The 19,203-nt window shown below is 68.2% G+C and carries 20 protein-coding genes; 3 read left to right on the top strand and 17 right to left on the bottom strand.

Features of this window, described 5'->3' with window-relative positions:
• Positions 1–3: 3 nt before the first annotated feature.
• The 5 genes from rplB to rpsJ are packed head-to-tail and all read right to left on the bottom strand — an operon-like array spanning position 4 to position 2,818.
• A complete protein-coding gene (rplB, locus tag ACZYY4_RS02010; protein ID WP_463807741.1) occupies positions 4–843 on the bottom strand; it encodes a 50S ribosomal protein L2 in 840 nt (279 codons plus the stop codon).
• 27 nt (positions 844–870) lie between these two features.
• On the bottom strand, positions 871–1,173 hold the full coding sequence (rplW, locus tag ACZYY4_RS02005) for a 50S ribosomal protein L23 (protein WP_463807740.1): 303 nt from the start codon (positions 1,171–1,173) through the stop codon (positions 871–873).
• Positions 1,173–1,844 (bottom strand): 50S ribosomal protein L4, encoded by a 672-nt coding sequence (gene rplD, locus ACZYY4_RS02000; RefSeq protein ID WP_463807739.1) that lies wholly within the window; start codon positions 1,842–1,844, stop codon positions 1,173–1,175. Before rplD ends, rplW begins: the two co-directional genes overlap by 1 nt.
• Positions 1,844–2,497 (bottom strand): 50S ribosomal protein L3, encoded by a 654-nt coding sequence (gene rplC, locus ACZYY4_RS01995; RefSeq protein WP_463807738.1) that lies wholly within the window; start codon positions 2,495–2,497, stop codon positions 1,844–1,846. The genes rplD and rplC overlap by 1 nt, the downstream gene beginning before the upstream one ends.
• Before the next feature lie 15 nt (positions 2,498–2,512).
• Positions 2,513–2,818, bottom strand: a complete 306-nt coding sequence (rpsJ, locus tag ACZYY4_RS01990; RefSeq protein ID WP_003883485.1) for a 30S ribosomal protein S10 — start codon at positions 2,816–2,818, stop codon at positions 2,513–2,515.
• A 406-nt stretch (positions 2,819–3,224) separates the two neighbouring features.
• Here rpsJ and ACZYY4_RS01985 point away from each other — a divergent pair, with 406 nt between their 5' ends.
• Positions 3,225–3,698, top strand: coding sequence for a hotdog fold domain-containing protein (locus tag ACZYY4_RS01985; RefSeq protein WP_463807737.1), 474 nt, complete (start codon positions 3,225–3,227; stop codon positions 3,696–3,698).
• Between the two features lie 21 nt (positions 3,699–3,719).
• Here the strand turns inward: ACZYY4_RS01985 and ACZYY4_RS01980 are convergent, their stop codons facing one another.
• Positions 3,720–5,369 (bottom strand): carboxylesterase/lipase family protein, encoded by a 1,650-nt coding sequence (locus tag ACZYY4_RS01980; RefSeq protein ID WP_463807736.1) that lies wholly within the window; start codon positions 5,367–5,369, stop codon positions 3,720–3,722.
• A 112-nt stretch (positions 5,370–5,481) separates the two neighbouring features.
• On the opposite strand from ACZYY4_RS01980, the gene ACZYY4_RS01975 reads away from it, so the two are divergent.
• Positions 5,482–6,735 carry a cytochrome P450 gene (locus ACZYY4_RS01975; protein ID WP_463807735.1) on the top strand — a complete coding sequence of 418 codons (1,254 nt, stop codon included), beginning with the start codon at positions 5,482–5,484 and terminating at the stop codon, positions 6,733–6,735.
• 89 nt (positions 6,736–6,824) lie between these two features.
• Here the strand turns inward: ACZYY4_RS01975 and ACZYY4_RS01970 are convergent, their stop codons facing one another.
• The 9 genes from ACZYY4_RS01970 to mftA form a co-directional block, all read right to left on the bottom strand.
• Positions 6,825–8,123: a PucR family transcriptional regulator gene (locus ACZYY4_RS01970; RefSeq protein ID WP_463807734.1), complete on the bottom strand. Its 1,299-nt coding sequence runs from the start codon at positions 8,121–8,123 to the stop codon at positions 6,825–6,827.
• Between the two features lie 148 nt (positions 8,124–8,271).
• Positions 8,272–9,345 carry a PE-PPE domain-containing protein gene (locus ACZYY4_RS01965; protein ID WP_463807733.1) on the bottom strand — a complete coding sequence of 358 codons (1,074 nt, stop codon included), beginning with the start codon at positions 9,343–9,345 and terminating at the stop codon, positions 8,272–8,274.
• Positions 9,346–9,561: 216 nt separating this feature from the next.
• Complete coding sequence (mftG, locus tag ACZYY4_RS01960) at positions 9,562–10,992, bottom strand: mycofactocin dehydrogenase MftG (protein ID WP_463807732.1); 1,431 nt, start codon at positions 10,990–10,992, stop codon at positions 9,562–9,564.
• 6 nt (positions 10,993–10,998) lie between these two features.
• A complete protein-coding gene (gene mftF, locus ACZYY4_RS01955) occupies positions 10,999–12,414 on the bottom strand; it encodes a mycofactocin biosynthesis glycosyltransferase MftF (protein ID WP_463807731.1) in 1,416 nt (471 codons plus the stop codon).
• Entirely contained in the window at positions 12,411–13,154 is a 744-nt protein-coding gene (gene mftE / locus ACZYY4_RS01950) for a mycofactocin biosynthesis peptidyl-dipeptidase MftE (protein WP_463807730.1), read from the bottom strand. The genes mftF and mftE overlap by 4 nt, the downstream gene beginning before the upstream one ends.
• Before the next feature lie 350 nt (positions 13,155–13,504).
• Positions 13,505–14,698 (bottom strand): pre-mycofactocin synthase MftD, encoded by a 1,194-nt coding sequence (mftD, locus tag ACZYY4_RS01945; RefSeq protein WP_463807729.1) that lies wholly within the window; start codon positions 14,696–14,698, stop codon positions 13,505–13,507.
• A 3-nt stretch (positions 14,699–14,701) separates the two neighbouring features.
• Positions 14,702–15,907 carry a mycofactocin radical SAM maturase gene (gene mftC / locus ACZYY4_RS01940; RefSeq protein ID WP_463807728.1) on the bottom strand — a complete coding sequence of 402 codons (1,206 nt, stop codon included), beginning with the start codon at positions 15,905–15,907 and terminating at the stop codon, positions 14,702–14,704.
• Positions 15,904–16,221: a mycofactocin biosynthesis chaperone MftB gene (gene mftB / locus ACZYY4_RS01935; RefSeq protein ID WP_463807727.1), complete on the bottom strand. Its 318-nt coding sequence runs from the start codon at positions 16,219–16,221 to the stop codon at positions 15,904–15,906. Before mftB ends, mftC begins: the two co-directional genes overlap by 4 nt.
• 2 nt (positions 16,222–16,223) lie before the next feature.
• A complete protein-coding gene (gene mftA / locus ACZYY4_RS01930) occupies positions 16,224–16,325 on the bottom strand; it encodes a mycofactocin precursor MftA (RefSeq protein WP_463807726.1) in 102 nt (33 codons plus the stop codon).
• Between the two features lie 106 nt (positions 16,326–16,431).
• Here mftA and mftR point away from each other — a divergent pair, with 106 nt between their 5' ends.
• Positions 16,432–17,034: a mycofactocin system transcriptional regulator gene (gene mftR / locus ACZYY4_RS01925; RefSeq protein WP_463807725.1), complete on the top strand. Its 603-nt coding sequence runs from the start codon at positions 16,432–16,434 to the stop codon at positions 17,032–17,034.
• 22 nt (positions 17,035–17,056) lie between these two features.
• Here the strand turns inward: mftR and ACZYY4_RS01920 are convergent, their stop codons facing one another.
• Both ACZYY4_RS01920 and ACZYY4_RS01915 read right to left on the bottom strand, forming a co-directional pair.
• Positions 17,057–18,103 (bottom strand): TIGR03857 family LLM class F420-dependent oxidoreductase, encoded by a 1,047-nt coding sequence (locus tag ACZYY4_RS01920; protein WP_463807724.1) that lies wholly within the window; start codon positions 18,101–18,103, stop codon positions 17,057–17,059.
• Positions 18,100–19,200 carry an alpha/beta hydrolase gene (locus ACZYY4_RS01915; RefSeq protein WP_463807723.1) on the bottom strand — a complete coding sequence of 367 codons (1,101 nt, stop codon included), beginning with the start codon at positions 19,198–19,200 and terminating at the stop codon, positions 18,100–18,102. The genes ACZYY4_RS01920 and ACZYY4_RS01915 overlap by 4 nt, the downstream gene beginning before the upstream one ends.
• Positions 19,201–19,203 lie beyond the last annotated feature (3 nt).

Below are 19,203 nucleotides of genomic sequence, written 5' to 3'. Positions count from 1 at the left end.
TTCCTAGCGCTTGTTCTTGCCGGTGCGCCGGCGTCGGACGATGAGCTTGTCGCTGGGCTTGTTCGGCCGGCGGGTACGACCCTCCGGCTTACCCCACGGACTGACCGGGTGCCGGCCACCGGAGGTCTTGCCCTCACCACCACCATGCGGGTGGTCCACCGGGTTCATCACCACACCACGGACGGACGGGCGCTTGCCCTTCCACCGCATCCGGCCGGCCTTACCCCAGTTGATGTTGGCCTGCTCGGCGTTGCCCACCTCGCCGACGGTGGCGCGGCAGCGCACGTCGACCCGGCGGATCTCACCGGAAGGCATACGCAGCGAGGCGTAGGCGCCTTCCTTACCCAGCAGCTGGATGCTGGACCCGGCCGAGCGGGCCAACTTGGCGCCGCCGCCCGGCCGCAGCTCCACGGCGTGCACCAGCGTGCCCGCCGGGATGTTGCGCAGCGGCAGGTTGTTGCCGGGCTTGATGTCGGCGTTGGCGCCCGACTCCACCACGGCGCCCTGCGACAGACCCTGCGGGGCGATGATGTAGCGCTTCTCGCCGTCCAGGTAGTGCAGCAGCGCGATCCGAGCGGTGCGGTTCGGGTCGTACTCGATGTGCGCGACCTTCGCGTCGACGCCGTCCTTGTCGTGGCGACGGAAGTCGATCACCCGGAAGGCGCGCTTGTGGCCACCACCCTTGTGCCGAGTGGTGATCCGGCCGTGGGCGTTACGCCCGCCGCGGCCGTGCAGCGGCCGAACCAGCGACTTCTCCGGGTGGGAGCGGGTGAGCTCGGCAAAATCGGAGACGCTGGCACCGCGACGACCGGGGGTCGTCGGCTTGTACTTGCGGATTCCCATGTCAGTTAGATCTCTCTCTCACTCCGGTCAGGCCGGTGCGGCGAACAGGTCGATCGGCTTGCTGCCGGGCGCCAGGGTCACGATGGCGCGCTTGGTGTCCTTGCGCTTGCCGTAGCCGGCCCGAGCACGCTTGCGCTTACCCGGCCGGTTCGCGGTGTTCACCGACGCGACCTTGACGGCGAAGATCTTCTCGATCGCGATCTTGATCTGCGTCTTGTTCGAGTCGGGACGCACAACAAATGTGTAGGTGTTCTCCTCGATCAGCCCGTAGGACTTCTCGGAGATGACCGGCGCGAGGATGATGTCGCGAGGGTCGGTGATGGTCGCCATCAGGCCGAAACCTCCTCGGTTTTGGCGGTGTGCGCCTCGATGTAGGCATTGAGAGCCTCGACGCTGAACACCACGTCGTCGGCACGCAGCACGTCGTGGGTGTTGAGTTGATCCGCCGCCAGGATGTGCACACCCGGCAGGTTGCGCACGCTCTTGGCGCCCGTCTCATCGGTCCGCCCGATGACCACCAGGACCTGCTTGCGGTCGGTGATCGAGCCCAGGAACGCCTTGGCGCTCTTGGTCGAGGGGGTCTGTCCACTCACCAACTCGGTGATCGCGTGGATGCGGCCATTGCGCGCCCGGTCCGACAGCGCGCCACGCAGTGCGGCGGCGATCATCTTCTTCGGGGTGCGCTGGCTGTAGTCGCGCGGTTTCGGGCCGTGCACCACGCCACCGCCGGTGAACTGCGGCGCCCGGGTCGAACCCTGACGGGCCCGGCCGGTGCCCTTCTGCCGGTACGGCTTACGGCCACCGCCGCGAACCTCGCCGCGGGTCTTGGTCGAGTGCGTACCCTGCCGGGCCGCGGCCAACTGAGCGATGACCACCTGGTGCATCAACGCAATGTTGGCGGGAGCGTCGAACAGCTCGGCAGGCAGCTCGACCGAGCCGCTGGACTTGCCGTCCGGAGTCTTGACGTCAATCTTGCGTGCTGTTTGCTCTTTGGCGGCCATCACTTCTCACCCTTTTTGATCGCGCTGCGGACCAGAACCAGTCCACCGTTGCGTCCCGGAATGGCGCCCTTGATCAGCAGCACGCCGTTCTCGGCGTCCACCTTGTGCACCACCAGGTTCTGGGTGGTGACACGGTCGTTGCCCATCCGGCCCGACATCCGGGTGCCTTTGAACACCCGGCCCGGGGTCGAGCAGCCGCCGATCGAACCGGGCCGGCGGTGCACCGCCTGGGCGCCGTGACCGGCGCCCTGACCGGCAAAGCCGTGCCGCTTCATGGTGCCGGCGAAGCCCTTGCCCTTGGAGGTGCCGGTGACGTCGACGTAGGCGCCGTCGGCGAAGATCTCGGCGGTCAGCTCCTGGCCGACTTCATACGCCGCTGCGGCTTCTTCGCCGGCAAGGCGCAACTCGACGAGGTGACGGCGGGGGTTGACACCCGCGGCGGCGTACTGGCCGGTGACCGGCTTGTTCACCTTGCGGGGGCTGATCTCGCCGTATGCGAGCTGCACGGCGCTGTAGCCGTCGCGCTCGGCGGTGCGGATACGGGTCACCACGTTTGGCCCGGCCTTGACGACCGTGACCGGCACGACCTTGTTGTTCTCGTCGAACACCTGCGTCATGCCCAGTTTGGTACCCAAAATACCTTTGCGTGCCATGGTTTTTCGGTGCTCCTACTGAATGTTGACGTCGACGCTGGCCGGCAGATCGATGCGCATCAGGGCGTCAACGGTCTTCGGCGTGGGATCGAGGATGTCGATCAGCCTCTTGTGAGTGCGCATCTCGAAGTGCTCCCGCGAGTCCTTGTACTTGTGCGGGGACCGGATGACGCAATACACGTTCTTCTCGGTCGGCAGCGGCACCGGGCCCACCACGGACGCACCGGTGCGGGTGACCGTCTCGACGATCTTGCGCGCCGAGGCGTCAATAGCCTCATGGTCGTAGGCCTTGAGCCTGATGCGGATCTTTTGTCCCGCCACGCTTCTGCTACCTCACTCCTGCAAAGGGGGTCCGTCTCCGAACCCTTCGTGCCCCAGCGTGCTTCTGCCCTGTCGGGCCCTTCGGGCCCTGCGTGGACTCTGCACTGGGAGCCGCCGCCGCTGTTTACCTGTCCTGGTCCACCGGTCCCCGCGGTCGGGCGTGTCGCCCGCACACGGTCTCGCTCACGGTGAAAAATCTCCGCGCTGCGAGATTGGGACCGGACGCGCCCGGGTGGGCGCTGGTCGTATGCCCGGCCAGGGGCAACCCCGGCGCAGGCGAACCTGAACAGTATGCCCCAGATCGGGTCAGCGGCCAAATCCCCAGTCGTATCGGCGCCGGTCCCCCGGCCGGGTCTGCGCGGAGCCGCCCGACAGGTGATCTTACTTGTCGGTAAGATACTTTGTCGTGACCGGATCTACCAGTACATATCAGGCCTGGCGACGCCTTGCGGGCCTCCCCGGCGGCACCCGGCTGTTCTCGGCTGCGGCCATGGCGCGGGTCCCCTACTTCGCATCGGTACTGCCGCACGTGGTCCGGATGGAGCCCGGGCTGGCCGAGGTGCTGGTGCCGAAGTGGCCATTCGTTTACAACCACCTGCACACCGTGCACGCGATCGCCTCCTGCAACGCCGCCGAGGTGGCGATGGGGATGTTGATGGAGGCCACCGTGCCGCGCAGCCACCGCTGGATCCCCAAGGCGATGACCGTGCAGTACTTGGCCAAGGCGACGACGTCGCTGCGGGCCACCGCCCGGCTGGATCCACCGGACTTCGGTGCCATCACCGAGGGAGTCGAGGTCGTGGTGTCCGTCAGCGTCACCGACAAGGCCGGCGCCGAGGTCGTCCATGCCGACATCACCACCTGGGTGACGCCGGCCTAGCTCTCTAACGGCCGTCGTTCTCTAACGCACCGTCGCCCAGAAATCGCACTGGTGCTCGGCCGCGAAGTCGGTGATCACCCGGCTGCCGTCGGGCCGCAGCGACATCCACCGTCGATCGGCCCCGGCTGCCATTGCCGGCCAGTCGAGCTGGCCGACGCCAACCGGTGCGCCGGTGACCACGAAGCCGGTCCAGTACTCGATCATCTGGTCGGACAGCCGGCGCTGCGCGGGGTCCAGGGGCGGGGCGCCGCCGATGTCGAACAGATAGCGCATCTCCAGCGAGTGGGTGGCGCCGATCGGAAACGGCACGTGGTCGAACAGTTCCGGCGCCGGCGCGTGCGGGTCGGCGAACTCGTAGCCGTACACCGGTGCGCCGGCGGCCAGCCCGCGGGCCATCCGGTCGGCCACGCACGCGAAGATGTCGTCGGTCGCCGCCGCCGCATACGCCAGCGAGACGCTGCCGCCGAACCGCTCCGGCGGGTAGTGGTCGGCCACCGCGGCGGCTTCACCGGAGCCGAAGGTGTCCTTCAACTCCTCGAGGTACTCCGCGTCGGCGATCTCCCGGCCCACGCGCAGATAGCGCAGCGCGACGAACAGAGTGAACTCGTCGCGGTTGACGCCCAGCAGCACGGGCACCCGGGAGGCCTGGCCGACTTGGCCGTCGCGAAGCACCCGCGCCGGGTCCTCCGGCAGCAGCGGGGTTCCCACCGCCGGGCCGCTGAGCTGGTCGGTGCCGAACCGGGCGTACCACAGCGGCTTGGTCAGCCGATCGGCCGACAGCCGGCGCAGGCAGGCGGCGACCTCTGACTCCTCCGGGGTGCCTGCCTTGCCCGGGCCTGCGCAGCCCATGGATTCGGTGTAGTCGCGACTGATTCGCCGGGCGTCGGGGACCTCGACCTGCGCCTGGCACGGTCCGCTCTGGATGATCGCGGCCCGGAACAGGCCGGCCGACTCCGGCGCGGCGAGGTGATCGCAGACCGACATGCCGCCGGCCGACTCACCGGCGATGGTCACCTTGGTCGGGTCGCCGCCGAATGCGCCGGCGTTGTCCCGAATCCAGCGCAGCGCCGCCTGCTGATCGGCCAGCCCGTAGTTGCCGGCCTCACCCAGTGCGGGGTCGGCCAGGAACCCGAGGGCGCCCAATCGGTAGTTGATGGTGACGACGACGATGCGTCCGCGGACCGCCAGCCGTTGCGCGTCATAGATGTCGCCGGCGCCACGCATGAAACTGCCGCCGTGGATCCACACCATGACCGGCAGCGGCTCGGCTGCCGAACCGGTCGGCGTCCACACATTGAGGGTCAGGCAGTCCTCGCTGATCGGGTCCGCCTCGGCGGCGTCCGGCTGAATGCACCACGGCCCGCGTTTGACGGCCTCGCGCACCCCCTGCCACGCCGGCATCGGAGCCGGCGGCTGCCAACGCAGCGGCCCAACCGGCGGTGCGGCGTACGGGATCCCTTGAAACAGCCGGTGATCCGGCCCCACCACCCCGCGCAGCAGCCCGGCGGAGCTTCGCACCACGTCGGCGTTGAGCGCTACCGCGCGGGCCCCGAGGCCCGGTTGCGACGCCGCACCGTCGGAGCGCCCGCACCCGGCGGCCAACGCCGCGAGCAACGCCAGTGCGAGAGCGCCTGCCCGCAGGGCTCGGCGGCGACTAGATCCGGTCGACATGACCGATCAGCCTAATCTGCCGAATCCTCGTAAAGCGCCGCCACGACGGTGAATATCACCGACACTGGATCAAAGCTGACACGTGTCAAGAAAAACGGGCCGAGGAGCCGCCATGAGTGCACCGATAATCGATCAGGCCGCCCGGGTGTTCGCCGACCCGACCGCCTACGCCGACGAACCGCGACTGCACGCGGCCCTGACTCATCTGCGGGCGAACGCGCCGGTGTCGCTGGTCGATCACCCGCCCTACCGTCCGTTCTGGGCGATCACCCGGCACGCCGACATCATGGACATCGAACGCGACAACGTGCTGTGGGTCAACGAACCACGTCCGGTGCTGGCCCCCGCCGATGCCGACGATCTGCAGCGCTCCCTGCTGGAGTCCGGGATGGGACTGCGCACGCTGATCCACATGGACGATCCGCACCACCACAAGATGCGCACCATCGTCTCGGACTGGTTCCGGCCCAAGGCGATGCGGGCGATGAAGACTCGAATCGACGAACTCGCCAAACGCTACGTCGACAAGATGCTGCAGATCGGCTCGGAGTGCGACTTCGTTCAGGACATCGCGCTGAATTACCCGCTGTACGTGATCATGTCGCTGCTGGGCCTGCCGGAATCGGATTTCGGCCGGATGCTCCGGCTGACCCAGGAGCTGTTCGGCGGCGACGACGACGAGTACCGGCGCGGCATCACCCCGGAGGAACAGCTGCCGGTGCTGCTGGACTTCTTCGCCTACTTCAACGCCCTCACGGCCGAGCGTCGTGAACACCCCACCGAGGATCTCGCGTCGACCATCGCCAACGCCCGCATCGACGGGGAGCCGCTGTCAGACATCGACACCGTCTCCTACTACGTCATCATCGCCACCGCCGGCCACGACACCACCAGCGCGGCGATCGGCGGGGGGCTGCGAGCACTCATCGAACACCCTGAACAACGGGAGCGACTGCGCGCCGATCTCGGCCTGATGCCCACCGCGGTCGAGGAGATCATCCGCTGGGTGACCCCGGTCAAGGAGTTCATGCGTACCGCGACCGCTGACACCGAGGTCCGCGGAGTGCCGATCGCCAAGGGCGAGTCGGCCTATCTGTCCTATGTCTCGGCCAACCATGATGAGGACGTCTTCGACGACCCGTTCGCCTTCGACGTCGGCCGCGACCCGAACAAGCATCTGTCGTTCGGCTACGGCGTGCACTTCTGCGTGGCGTCCGCGCTGGCCCGAATGGAGATCGACAGCTTCTTTCGTGAACTCATCCCCCGTTTGGACGCCATCGAGATGGCCGGTGAACCGCAACTGATCTCGACCACATTCGTCGGCGGCGTCAAGCACCTGCCCATCCGCTACCGGCTGCGCGGCTGACTCGTAACTGGTTTTTCAGTGTGCAGTGCGGGCGGGATTCTCGCCGGATCATGACCCTGCCCGCACACTCAAACCGGCGCCGCCGGCTCTTAGCGGGCGAGTTCGGCGAGTTCCATCTCGTCGACGGACCGAGACCGGACTCGGCACCCCCAGTCCAGCATCTCCAGCGCGACCGCCACGCTCACGTGGGAGCCGTCCAGTGGCTGCGGCAGCAGCTCGTCCGCTTGAGAAAGACGACGCTGCAGGGTGTTTCGGTGGATGAACAACCGCGCTGCAGTTCGCGAGGCGCTGCATCCCTCGTGGATGAAGGTGCTGACGGTCCGACGAAGTTCGGCATCGGCCGACGCGAACGCGCCCAGCATGCGCTTGACGAATCGCTGCGCCCGTTTGGGATCGGCGACCAGCAGTGCGATCAACTCGATTTCGGCGTACCGGACGACCCGGCGGGTTATGCCGGCCTGAGCGACCATGCGCTGAGCGGTCAGCGCATCGAGATGGCTCTGCCGGAAGCCGTCGAGGCCGGCAGCTGCCGGCCCGACCGCAACCCGGATTCCGGGCAACTGGTCCAGAACGGCCACGACGCCGGACAGGTCGGAACCGTCCCGGCCGGGCAGCCATACCCACCTGGTAGCCGCATCAGCTCGCAGCAGAAGCGCCGGGCGCTCCCCGGCGGTGTCGAGCAACACCCGGGCGACACGGTCCAGATCGGCCCCGTGGACACGTTGGCCATTGGGTTGGTCGCTCCAGAGCACCGCCGCGGTGTGGTGCTGGCCGAGCAGGTAACCGAGCCGGTCCTCCGCGTTCGCCGGAGGCAATGCGCCATCGACGATCTGGGTCACGATCTCCTGAATTGCCGGGTCGGTCCCCCGCGCCAGCTGACCGCGCTCGGCTCTGATCATCTGGCACAGTTCGGCGACCACCGCTTCGATGAACGACCCGATAGAGCGTTGACAGACGTCGAGTACCTCGCGCAGCTGGCCGGGGTCGGATGTCACCTGAAACGCGACGGGCATCCAGGACCGCAAAGCCGCGTTCTGGGCGAGCCGGTAGGCGTCCATCACCGCCAACTCGTCCAGACCGCGGGAGACCACATTGCGGACCGCGACAAGCTCCGCCGCGGTCAGGTCGGCTGAGACCGGTTCGCCGGGGTGACTGATGTTTCTGGCCAGCCAGCGCAGGCAGCTTTCCCGGGTGCTTCGCCGAATGGTTTCGACGATCACGGGATCATCGGCGATGCGCCGGGTGTACCTCGACGCAAGCGCGCCCTGTTGTATCGCTTCGATCCACCACTCGGAACTGTCGAGCGTCATCTGGGCGCCGTGCCGGATCAGTTCGCGCACCGCCTCCGACGGGCGCTCCCATTCCACTGCGTCGATATCGGTCTCCATTCGCACACGGTACGCGGGATCCCCCGCATTGGGTACCCCGTCGACTCCTGGGCCGGCTGACGACTGAACCATCATGGGCCACAATGCAATCCGAGGTGGACCAGCTCGCTCAGACGGGAGAGAGCGAGTTGGTCCACCAGACCGGGCCTCACGCGTAGGCAGGGTTGAAAATGTCTTGTAGTGATTCCGCCAAGCTCGACCACAGTCCGCTGTCGCCGAGTCCGTTCGGGAACGCCGCCATCCACGCCGCCGAGTCGTTGATGGCCGCACCCGGATCCGCTCCGTCCGGAATGGTGATGGTGGTGGTCAAACCGTCGGTCGTCGCGACGCCGGTGGCGACGTCGGCCGGAGTCAATCCCAGGTACTCCAGATGGGTGGACGCAAGATGGTAGAGCGCGTTACCGAGGGCTTCCCACGCGTTGCCGTTGTTGGTGGCAAGGGCGGTGTCCCAATCCTTTTGCCAGTCCGCGACGCCGTCGGTGTGGATCGTGTAGATGGTCGTCTGATACAGATCATTCGGGGTGACACCGGCGAGCGGGCCACCGGGGGCGAATTGGTCCTCGTTGACGAACTTCAGCAGGCTATCGGTGAAGGACGTGCCGGACGCGCCGCCGCCGAATAGTTGAACCAGGTCATTGTGGATGTTGGGAGCCACCCCGTCCGCGGTGCTCGGGTCGCCGATGAACACGAAATGTAGGTCAGCCTGGGGAATGCCGTCTTTCGCCAGCACGGCTTCCGCCGCCGACGCGGCCATCGCGCTCTGCGAGTAGGCGAACACCGTCAGGGGGTCCGTCGCGCTCATATTCCCGGCCGCGTATTCGGCTTCCACCGCTTTGATGATGTCCTGCTCGGTCTCGAGCGTGCTCGGGCCCTCTTCGAGCAGTTCAGGCGTCGTCAGCACTTGCAACGGGGCGTCGCAGGGGGAGGTGCCGCTCATGTCGCAGATGGTCGTGTCGCCGGCGTCGGGCCCGGCGAAGCCCAGCGGGTCCAGGTAGCGCGTCTCCGCGGTGTCCACCCAGCTCGTCGACGGTGTCGGTTCAAAGGTCCCGCCGACGAACATCGCATTGGTGCTGTCCGACAACACAGCGGCCGAGGCCCGTAGCGCCACGTCGGCGTGGCCGAATAACGGGACCGACGCGACACTCGGGCCGATCATCATGGCGGCACCGCCCAAGCCGGCCACGGCGGCGGCGCCAACACATTCCAGATTCACAAACTTCACTCCCCTGAATTCGGCGGCGACGAGCCGCGCCACGTACCGAGAATCGAATCGCCACTTTGAAACTCGGAGCACGCCGGCCAATCACATGTTGTTAATGTCGAGATAAGGTTGTACATCCATTCGACCTGGCCGAACAAGGACATCCCGCACAAGAATCCGTCGTCCGGTGGTGCGAAATGCGCGGATGGTCAGGCGAAGCCGGTCAGGCCAGTGCCTTCAGGCCGACAGAAGCGCCGTCGCCCGCTGCGCCAGCATCGCTATCGACGCGTGCGGCCCGCGGCTGGGGATCGCCGGCACCGCCGAGCCGTCGATCACCCACAGGCCCTCGATGCCCCGTACCCGGCACTGCGCATCGAGCACCGCGGATGCGTCATCGTCGGAGCCCATCGGCGCGCTGCCGCACAGGTGTTGCGAAGTCGACCAATGCGGGTTGCCCACATCGACTTTCACGCCCAGCATGGCCCCCACGAGCCGCACTCCGGCTTTCAGCGCCGTCAGGTCGTCGGGTTCGGTGTCGTAGCGAAGCTCGATGCGCGGCGGCACCCGCGGATCGCCCGATACCAGTGTCAGCCGGCCGCGTGCTCGCGGCGACATCAACGCCACCCCGATCCGCGGCGGATCCCCGGGGCGGGTCTCGCCGACCATGTCGGCGAAGCCAGTGGTGTAGGGCCGGATTTCGAGGTTCTCGTTGTGCAGAACCGCCTCCAACGGCGGACGGCCCGGCGTTCCGTCCCAGCCGGCGGTCACCAGCCACTCCGGGTGGTCGGCACAACTCGCCCCGACCGGCAGCACCGATCGCACCGCGATACCCGCGTGCCGCAGCATCGCCTCCTCGCCGACACCGGACAGCATCAGCAAATGTGCTGATCCGATCGCACCGGCACACAAGATGATTCGGCGCGCCGTCAGTCGCAACGGCCCCTCCGGGCCCACCGCGCGAACCGCCACGGCGCGCTCCCCCACGATGTCGATCCCCAATGCCGCCGTCCCGGTCAGCAGCGTCAGGTTGTTCCGCCCCAGCGCCGGCAGCAGGTAGGCCGCTCCCGGCCCGATGCGCACCCCGTCAACGACATTGAGCGGTACCGCGCCCACTCCGGGCTGCGATCCGGCCGCCGCGCTGTTGAGGTCGGCAATCCAGCCGAAACCGGCTCGCTCCGCGGCGTCGATGAACCGTGCTGTGCCCTCGCACATTTGGCGAGTACGCCGAACGGGTATCGGGCCGGAGCCGCCATGCTGGGCACCGCCGAAGTCAAGGTCGGTCTCGATGGCACGAAAGGACTCCAGCACGTCGGGCCATGACCAACCGGTCGGCCAGGTTTCGAAGTCGACCGGCAGCCCCCGGCAGAAGTAGCCGCCGTTGACCGCGCCGGAACCGCCGACGGTCGCACCGCGCACAATCGTCATCGCGGCGCCCGGGCTGCCGGTCAACTCGGCCACATAGCGTCGCACCAGTGGGCTGTCCGCACCGATCGGCAACAGCGAGGTGTCCGCCACCCTTGCCGCCAGTACCGGATCGGCCAGCCCGACCCCGGCCTCCAGCACCGTCACGGCGCAGCCAGGATCCGACGAGAGCCGTTCCGCCACAATTGCTCCCGCACTGCCGGCCCCCACCACAAGGACATCGCTGTGCACCACCGGAGCCGACAAGGCTACCTAACTGCGGATCTGCGGTTTGAGTGCGGCGAGGTTGCGCTCCCGCAGCACGCCGACCCACAGGCCGGCGCCATAGGCCAGGTCGTCGACCCGTTTGAGCAGCAGGTAGGCGGGCAGCCCGAGCGGTCGGGCGTCGTCGCCATCGCAGCGCGCGTGCCGCAGCCAGTCCACTATCCCGTCGCTGATCGCCGCCAACAGCACCACCCGACGGCAGCGTTGCGACACGCACGCGGCCAACAGCGCGATCGGCCAGTAGTGCCGGCACAGGGCCGAGGCGATCTGCAGACCGGCGGCCGCCAGACCACGCAGGGTTACCGCCAGCACATCGGCGGGCGCGGTGTCGGGCCCCCGCATGGACCTGGCCACCCGGTGGCCGGTCAGCGCGGTGATCGCCAATGACACCAGGTAGCCCAGCGCCGATCCGAGCGCCATCAGTGCCCAGCCCGCCAGTGCCCAACCGGAGATCACCATCGGTGCGGTCTTATCCGGGTGGCGGGCCGACAGCGGTGCCGCCGATCCACCGTAAAAGGCTTTGCGCGCAACCCAATCCCGCAGTGCGACCCGGTGATCGTGGGCAACCAGTGCAATCGGCTCGTAGCGCAACCGGCTACCGGCGTCAACCAGCCGCCAACACAGGTCGACGTCCTCACCGGAGCGCAACGCTTCGTCGAAGCCGCCCAGATCACGCAGCGCCGAGCAGCGGCAGATGATCGCCGCACTCGGGACGTAGGCGACCTTGCCGTACGGGACCACGGGCGCCTCGCAAACGCCGAGGTCCAGTGACGAACGGATGGCCTCGTACCGCGCGACCAGGTGGTCGTGAGCGACCATGCCGACGATGCGTGGGGCGACCAGCGCCACGGTGGGATCGCAGAAGTGTCCCAGCAGCGCTTCCAGCCAGCCCCGGCGCGGCACCACATCGGAGTCCAGGAACGCCACGAAATCGGTCGTGCAGGCGCGCAGACCGGTGTTGCGCGCGGCCGCCGGACCCCGGCTCGCCGGGTGGCGCAGCAACTCGACGTCGCAGCAATGCGCCGCCGTCAGATCTTCCCGGCGGAGCGGGGCCTGCGATCCGTCGTCCACCACGACGACGCGCAGGCCGCGCAGCGCAGACATCAGCCGATTGAGGCCGATAACGTTGTCCCGCACCGGGATAACGACGGTCACATCCCGATGCGACGGCCCGCCGGCTGGGCGCGGATGGGCAACCGTGGCGTCCAGCAGGGTGCGGGCCAGTTGCGCGCTGACGGCGTCGCGTACTTCCAGGCGGCCGTCGGAGAGCATGCCCTGCGCGGCGGGCGCCAGCCGCAGCAGCCGGGTGGGTGAACCGCCCAACAGCGCCGAGCCACGGCCCAGCACCCGCACCTTCCGGTCAACCTGTACGGCGAAACCGTCAGGCAGCCGAGCCGGGGTCATCGCAGCATTCCGTCCGGTCCGGGAGCCCAGGATTGAATCGCAGCGACACTGTTGTCAACCATCTCGGAGAAGAGTCGACGTCCCTCGTCGGCGGTGGCGGTGGTCGGATCGCCGAGCACCCCGACCGCACTGACTGCGGCGACGCCGCCGCGGCGCATCTCCGGCAGCAGCTGCGCCAAGGGCGCGCTGTTACCCGGCCGCGCCTGCCCGATTCGCACGTCTTCTGGCGAAAGATAAAGCAGCAGAGACGTTTCAGTGTGACCCGCGTGGGCATCGGCATCCGCTGCGGAACACGACAACCACGCGACATCACGCGCCTCGAAGCGCAGTCGGCGCACCGCCTCGGCCAGCGCCGGCACGTTGCCGCCGTGGCCGTTGACGAAGAGGACCCGCTGCGCCCAGCAGCACGCGGACCGGCCGTACTCCACCAGCAGCCGGCTCAGCGCTTCGGTGCCGATCGAGATGGTCCCGGCGAAGCTCTGGTGCTCCCCGCTGGCGCCGTAAGCCACGGCCGGCGCCACCGGCCAGTCGTGCCCGGCGGGCCCCGCCGGGGACCCGTCCAACCGCTGCGACACCGCCCGGGCGAGCGCCTGGGCGATCCGGGTGTCGGTGTCCAGCGGTAGGTGCGGACCGTGCTGTTCGGTCGACCCGACCGGCACCAGCAGGGTCAACGACTGCCCCGGCAGTTGGGTCTGTAGCTGGCTCGACGTCGAACTGCCAAGCTCGCCACGAACCACCATCGCACGATGGTAAGCGAATTCACCTGCCGTACACCAGTTGTTGCTGATGCCGATCAGAAAATTTTCCGCCGTCGATGCCCCGGTTCGGTCCCGTACTATCACGCCTGTCCCGTCCGCCACGGGAGTATCAGGGTTCAGACGCTGAGTTCGCAGGTGGGCGCGCTGATCGGGCCAGCGGTGGTCGCAAGCGCGGCGGAGCCGGGCGCAGCGGGCCGCCGCCATCAGATCACCGGCGGTCGCAAGCGCGGGGAAGCCGGGCGCAGCGGGCCACCGCCATCAGATCACCGGCGGTCGCCAGCGCGGCGGAGCCGCCCACCCGCGTGCGGGGGCCGGGCCCGCCGCCGATCAGATCAGCGGGCGTCGTCGGACGGCACACCGAGCGGACGGGTGAAGCCGGGCGGAATCAGGATGTCGTCTGGCGACAGATCGTGCACGGAAGCCCGCCCGAGGCCCATCAGGGCCGAGTCGACGCCGCCGCGCAGGATGTCGAGGACGTTCTCCACCCCGGGCTGTCCGGCTGCGGCCAGCCCCCACAGGTAAGCGCGGCCGATCATCACCGCCCGGGCACCCAGCGCCAGGGCCTTGACGACATCGCTGCCGCGTCGGATGCCGCCGTCCAGCAGCACCTCCACCTGCTCACCCACCGCCTCTGCGACGGCCGGCAGGGCCCGGATCGCGGCCGGCGTGCTGTCTAAGTTGTTGCCACCGTGGTTGGACACCGAGATCGCTGAAACCCCGGCATCGACAGCCCTTTTCGCGTCGTCGACGCGCATGACGCCCTTGAGCATGAACGGCCCACCCCAGAGCTCACGCAGCCAGGCGATGTCCTCCCAGGTCGGCGGCGGGGTTCCCATCCACTCGCCGTAGGCCTGGAAGAACGGCGGACCCGGCTCGCCGCGCCGGCCCTGGTTGGGCACCCGCAGGCTCGGCGGACGCATGGTCTTGGCCCATTGCAGGAACCACCGCGGCCGGGTCAGGGCCTCGGGCATCATCTTGACCATGGTCTTGAGATCCATCCGCTCCGGGATGGTGGGGCTGCCCCAGTCCCGGCCGTGGGAGAAGGACCAGTCGGTGGTGGCGATGAGGCCCACCGCACCGGCGTCCCGGGCGCGCTCGACGCGTTCGGCGATCGCGTCGCGGCCCCCCAGCCAGTAGATCTGGAAGAAGGTCTTGGGATTGGCCGCGATGACCTCTTCCATCGGCTTGCTGGCGAACGAAGACAGGCCCATCGCGGTGCCGCGCGCGGCAGCGGCTCGTGCGACGGCCACCTCGCCGTCCGGATCGACGGCCTGCACGCCCGTCGGCGAGATCATCACCGGAAACGAAAGATCCTGGCCCATAACGGTAGTCGACAGATCACGCTTCTCGGATGCGCCGACGACGTGCGGAGCGAAGCCCAGCTCGCTGAACGCCTCGACATTGTCGGAGACGGTGAGGCCCTTCTCGCTGGCCGAGATCAGCGACGAGTATGCGGACTTCGGGAGACGCTTTTTGGCCCGCTCCTGGGCGATGGCGACGGTTTCGAACCAGATATCACGGGCCATGAGTTAGATCGGGCTTTCGTCGCAGAGCCGCTTGGGCGGCTTCGTCGGGCTGACCGAGACCGGCGCAGCGAGCACTGTCAGGGATCGCGGTGCGCTACTGCGCTTTCCGCGTGAGTGGTCGCTGCTGGGACGCGGCTTCTGTCGCTCCCCGGCCAGCGCCTCCTCGCCGAGCCCGCGAACGCACTCCGGGTCCGGACCGTCCATCGGCAGGCCGGTGAAGAACTTGGCGGCCATGCAGCCGCCCCGGCAGGTCTCAAACAGCGGGCAGCTGGCACAGGCGCCGCCCACCTTCGGGTTCCGAAGCTCTTTGAACAGCTTGGAGTGCTTCCACACATGATCGAACCCGCCGTCGGTCAACACGTTTCCGGCCAGGAACTCGTCGTGGATGGCGAAGGGGCAGGCGTAGACGTCGCCGATCGGGTCGATCAGGCAGACCACCCGCCCGGCCCCGCACATGTTCAGGCCGGCCAGCGCGCCGGACTCGCCGAGCGGCGCGAGGTGGAAGAACGAGTCGCCGGTGAGCACGCCCTCACCCCTGGCGACCAGCCAGTTGTAGAGCTGAAGCTGTTGGTCGGCCGTCGGGTGCAGATCGTCCCAGACGTCCACGCCCCGACCGGACGGCCGAAGCCGGGTGATCCGCAGGGTGGCACCGTATCGCGCAGCCAACGCGGCGAATTCGTCGAGTTGGTCGATGTTGTGGCGGGTCGCCACAACGGAGATCTTGGTGTCGGAGAAGCCGGCGGCGGACAGGTTCTCCAACGCGCGGATCGCCATGTCGTAGGAGCCTTTGCCGCGGATCGGATCGTTGACCTCGGCGGTTGCTCCGTCCAGGGAGATCTGCACGTCGACATAGTCGCTGGCTGCCAGTTTGGCGGCCACCTCAGGCGTGATCCGGAAGCCGTTGGTGGAGAACTTCACCCCGACGTGGTGGTCGGTGGCATAGTCCACCAGTTCCCAGAAGTCGTCTCGGACAGTGGGTTCCCCGCCACCGATGTTGACGTAGAACACCTGCATGCGTTCCAGCTCGTCGATGATGTCCTTGCATTGTTGCGTGGACAGCTCACGCGGGTCACGCCGGCCCGACGCGGACAGGCAGTGCACACACGCCAGGTTGCAGGCGTAGGTGAGTTCCCAGGTCAGGCAGATCGGCGCATCGAGGCCGTGCTCGAAATGCTCGACCAGGCTCGGGGCCACGGCTGGGGCGGTCACGGTGTCTCCTTCGGGTCCACGGCGATCAAGATGTCGGACGCCGCCAGGACGCCCAGGGCGCGCAGGTAGGTCGGCTCCGCGGCGGAGTCGATGCCCGCGGCGCGGCAGGCCGACCGGGCATCGGGATTATCGGCCAGCGAGTTGACCAGCTTGACCATGGTGAGGTTCTTCAGGAACGAGAGCTTGCGCGTCCCGAAGTGATACAGCAGCGCGCCGAAGCTCTCCGGCCGCACCGACACCTGCGGATGCAGGCGCCAACCTCGGTCCGGGTCGAAATCCTCGGTGACGCGCGCCGCTTCGGCGGCGACGGACACGATCAGTAGACCCCGCACATGCCGTCGATGGACACTTCTTCGACCAGGTTCTCGACGACGAGGTCGCTCTCGGTGCTGGTTTCGACCTGCTGGTTCTGGTCCATGGGTCCGGCCTTTCATCACGGTTGGGTCGACAGCGCACTGTCGGATCGGTCACAATCCCGGTAAGGATATGGCATCGAGTGCCAGAACGGAAGATGGGCCGGAAGAATGGTGGCCGTGACCAGACCGCAGGCGCAGGCTCGGGTCGGTCGTCGCCGCTCGACTACGCGGGACGAGATCGCCGACGTAGCCATCGACCTGTTCGCCACCCGAGGGTTCGGCGAGGTCAACGTCGACGATGTCGCGCACGCCGCCGGCATCGCCCGCCGCACTCTGTTCCGGTACTACGCCTCGAAGAACGCCATCCCGTGGGGCGACTTCGACGCCCACCTGCAGCAGCTGCGCGAGCTGCTGGACCGCATCGATCCCGCCGCCCCACTCGGCGACGCGCTGCGCGCGGCGCTGTTGGCGTTCAACACCTTCGACGACGGCGAGACGGCCCGGCATCGGCGCCGGATGCGGGTGATCCTGCAGACCGACGAGCTGCAGGCGTACTCGATGACGATGTACGCGGGCTGGCGCGGCGTCATCGCAGAGTTCGTCGCCCGCCGGGCCGGCGTGGCGCCGTCCGACCTGCGGCCGCAGACGGTGGCGTGGATGATGCTCGGGGTGGCGCTGAGCGCCTACGAACGCTGGCTGGACGACGAGTCGCTGGCACTGCCCCAGGCCCTCGGTGACGCGTTCGACGCCATCCGCGGCGGTCTGGACTGACCGCCGCGCCGACTCAGAGAGCTCAGTTCACAATCTCGCGGTAGGCGCTGACGACCGGGTCCAACTCGTCCGGAGTGGCGCCGTGCATGATCACCGCGTCGGCGCCGTAGTCGAACTCGGCCCGGATGCGCTCCGCGCAGCGGCGAGCCGGCCCGGTCGCAGACGGTTCCAGCCAGTCCGCGGGGATCAACGTGGCGATGTGCTCGATCTGCTCGGCGGTCGCCTTGTGATCGATGCCTCCGGGGATCGAGGTCACCACCGGGTCCGCCCGGAAGCGTTGCAGCACGGCGGGATCCCAGTTATTGGTGCGCACCATCAGATCGCCGTAGCCCTGCAGATAGGTGGCCAGCCGGGCAACGGTCTTCTTCAGCCGCAGCTCTTCGGGAAGATGATCACCGACGGTGGCAAAGCATGACCACACCCGCACCTTCTCCGGGTCGCGGCCCTCCCGTTCGGCGGCATCTTTGACCGTCTTCACGCAGCGCTGCACCGTTTCCGGAGTGAAGAAGGTGTGCAGAATGACATCGTCGAACAGTCGGCCACCCAGCGCCAGCGAGTTGGGGCCGAACGCGACCAGTGCCAGCCGGATGTCTTCATCGAAGTCGGGGTCAAGCGCCAGTACCGGATAGCTGCCCATCGGGCCCTGGTGGTTGACAATCACCTCACCGTGCCACAACCGTCGCACCACCTGCGCCCAGTCGGCCATCTGCGCGGTCGTCACCGCCGGGATGCCGAAAGCGGAGTACACCGGGCCGATCCCACGGCCGATGCCCAGGGTGAATCGCCCGCCGGACAGCCGGTGCAAGGTCGTTGCCCAGGAAGCGGTGATCAGCGGATGACGGGTGTTGTGATTGGTTGCCGCGGTTGCGATCTGCATCCTGCTGGTGACCGCGCATGCCGCACCGGCCAGCGATGACGCTTCCTTGACGTTCCAGCGCTCGGAGATGAACGCAGTGCCGAAGCCCAGCTCTTCGCCTCGGCGGGCTTCTTCCATGAGCGTGGCCGGGCCTTCGCCACCGGCGCCGGCCAGCAGGTAGTAGCCCAGCTCGTCGAGCACGGAATCGTTCATGACCCAGCCACCTCCGTGAGGAATCGTTCCGTCTCCGCCTGCACCCGCCGGGAGAAGATGTGTCCGGCGTGGCCACCATCATGCCAATACAGCCGGCCGCCCCACCGATCATGCAGGGCCACCGCAGGTTCCGGGTACGCCATCCGATCGTGCCGCGCCGCCACGATCAGCCGACGCTCGGCGGGCGGCGCCGGTTCGGTTTCGAGCAGGTCCACCACGGACATCAACGCCGCGGCGGTCTCGGAGCGCAACGCGTCGGCGACGGAGAGCCCCGCGGGACCCCACCGCCACAGATGGTGCGCGATCATCGAGTTGAGCCCGGCGATCGGGGTGTACACCGCGACGGCGTCGACTTCGGTCTCCAGGTGGGACACCAGAGCGGCGACCGGGCTGCCCAACGACACGCCGGCCACCGTCACCGCGGTCGCCTGCGGCGCTACCCACCGCACCACCGCACGGACTTCGGAGATCGCACGCATCATGCCGGCGATATTGGCCAGCGGATCATGTCCGGGGTAGGGCGGCCAGGCGCGGCGACGCACACCGTGGCCGGGCTGCACCGGCAGCGCGATGTTGAAGCCCAGGCGGTGCAGCCGCTGCACGCGCGCCACCAGCAGATCGGGCCAACTGCCCTGACCGGCCCCGTGCACCCAGACCAGCCAGGGCCGCGGACCACCCTCGTGGCGGCACACCACTACGGCGGCCGTCGCCGGGCCGGCGAACTCTGCCAACGAGGGCGGCAGCTGCGGATCGTGCCGGAATCTGAGCTGCTCGAAGGTGAGGCCGGCCAGGCGGCGCCGGCGAATTGCCGCCACCCGCAGCGGGTTCGGTGCGGTGTGCGCGGCATCGATACCCAGACCGGACAGCTCCTCGGCGGCCGCCAGGCACCCGGAAAGTGGTCGTGCCAGCTCCGGGGCCGGAGCCAGCAGCGTCATACCGGTCAACGTCAGCTCGTCGAGCAGCACCTCCCCCAGCTGACGCATTCCGCCGGGAGAGGCCACCCTCCAGTCCGACGCGCCCCTCAGCGCGTGGACCGACCGGGGCAGCACCCCGCCCAGTCCCCGGATGATCTGCGGTACCCGTTGCACCGATGCCATCGT

Source organism: Mycobacterium sp. IDUB_21 (genome assembly GCF_055419425.1).
This window is presented reverse-complemented; position numbering and strand designations above follow the sequence as displayed.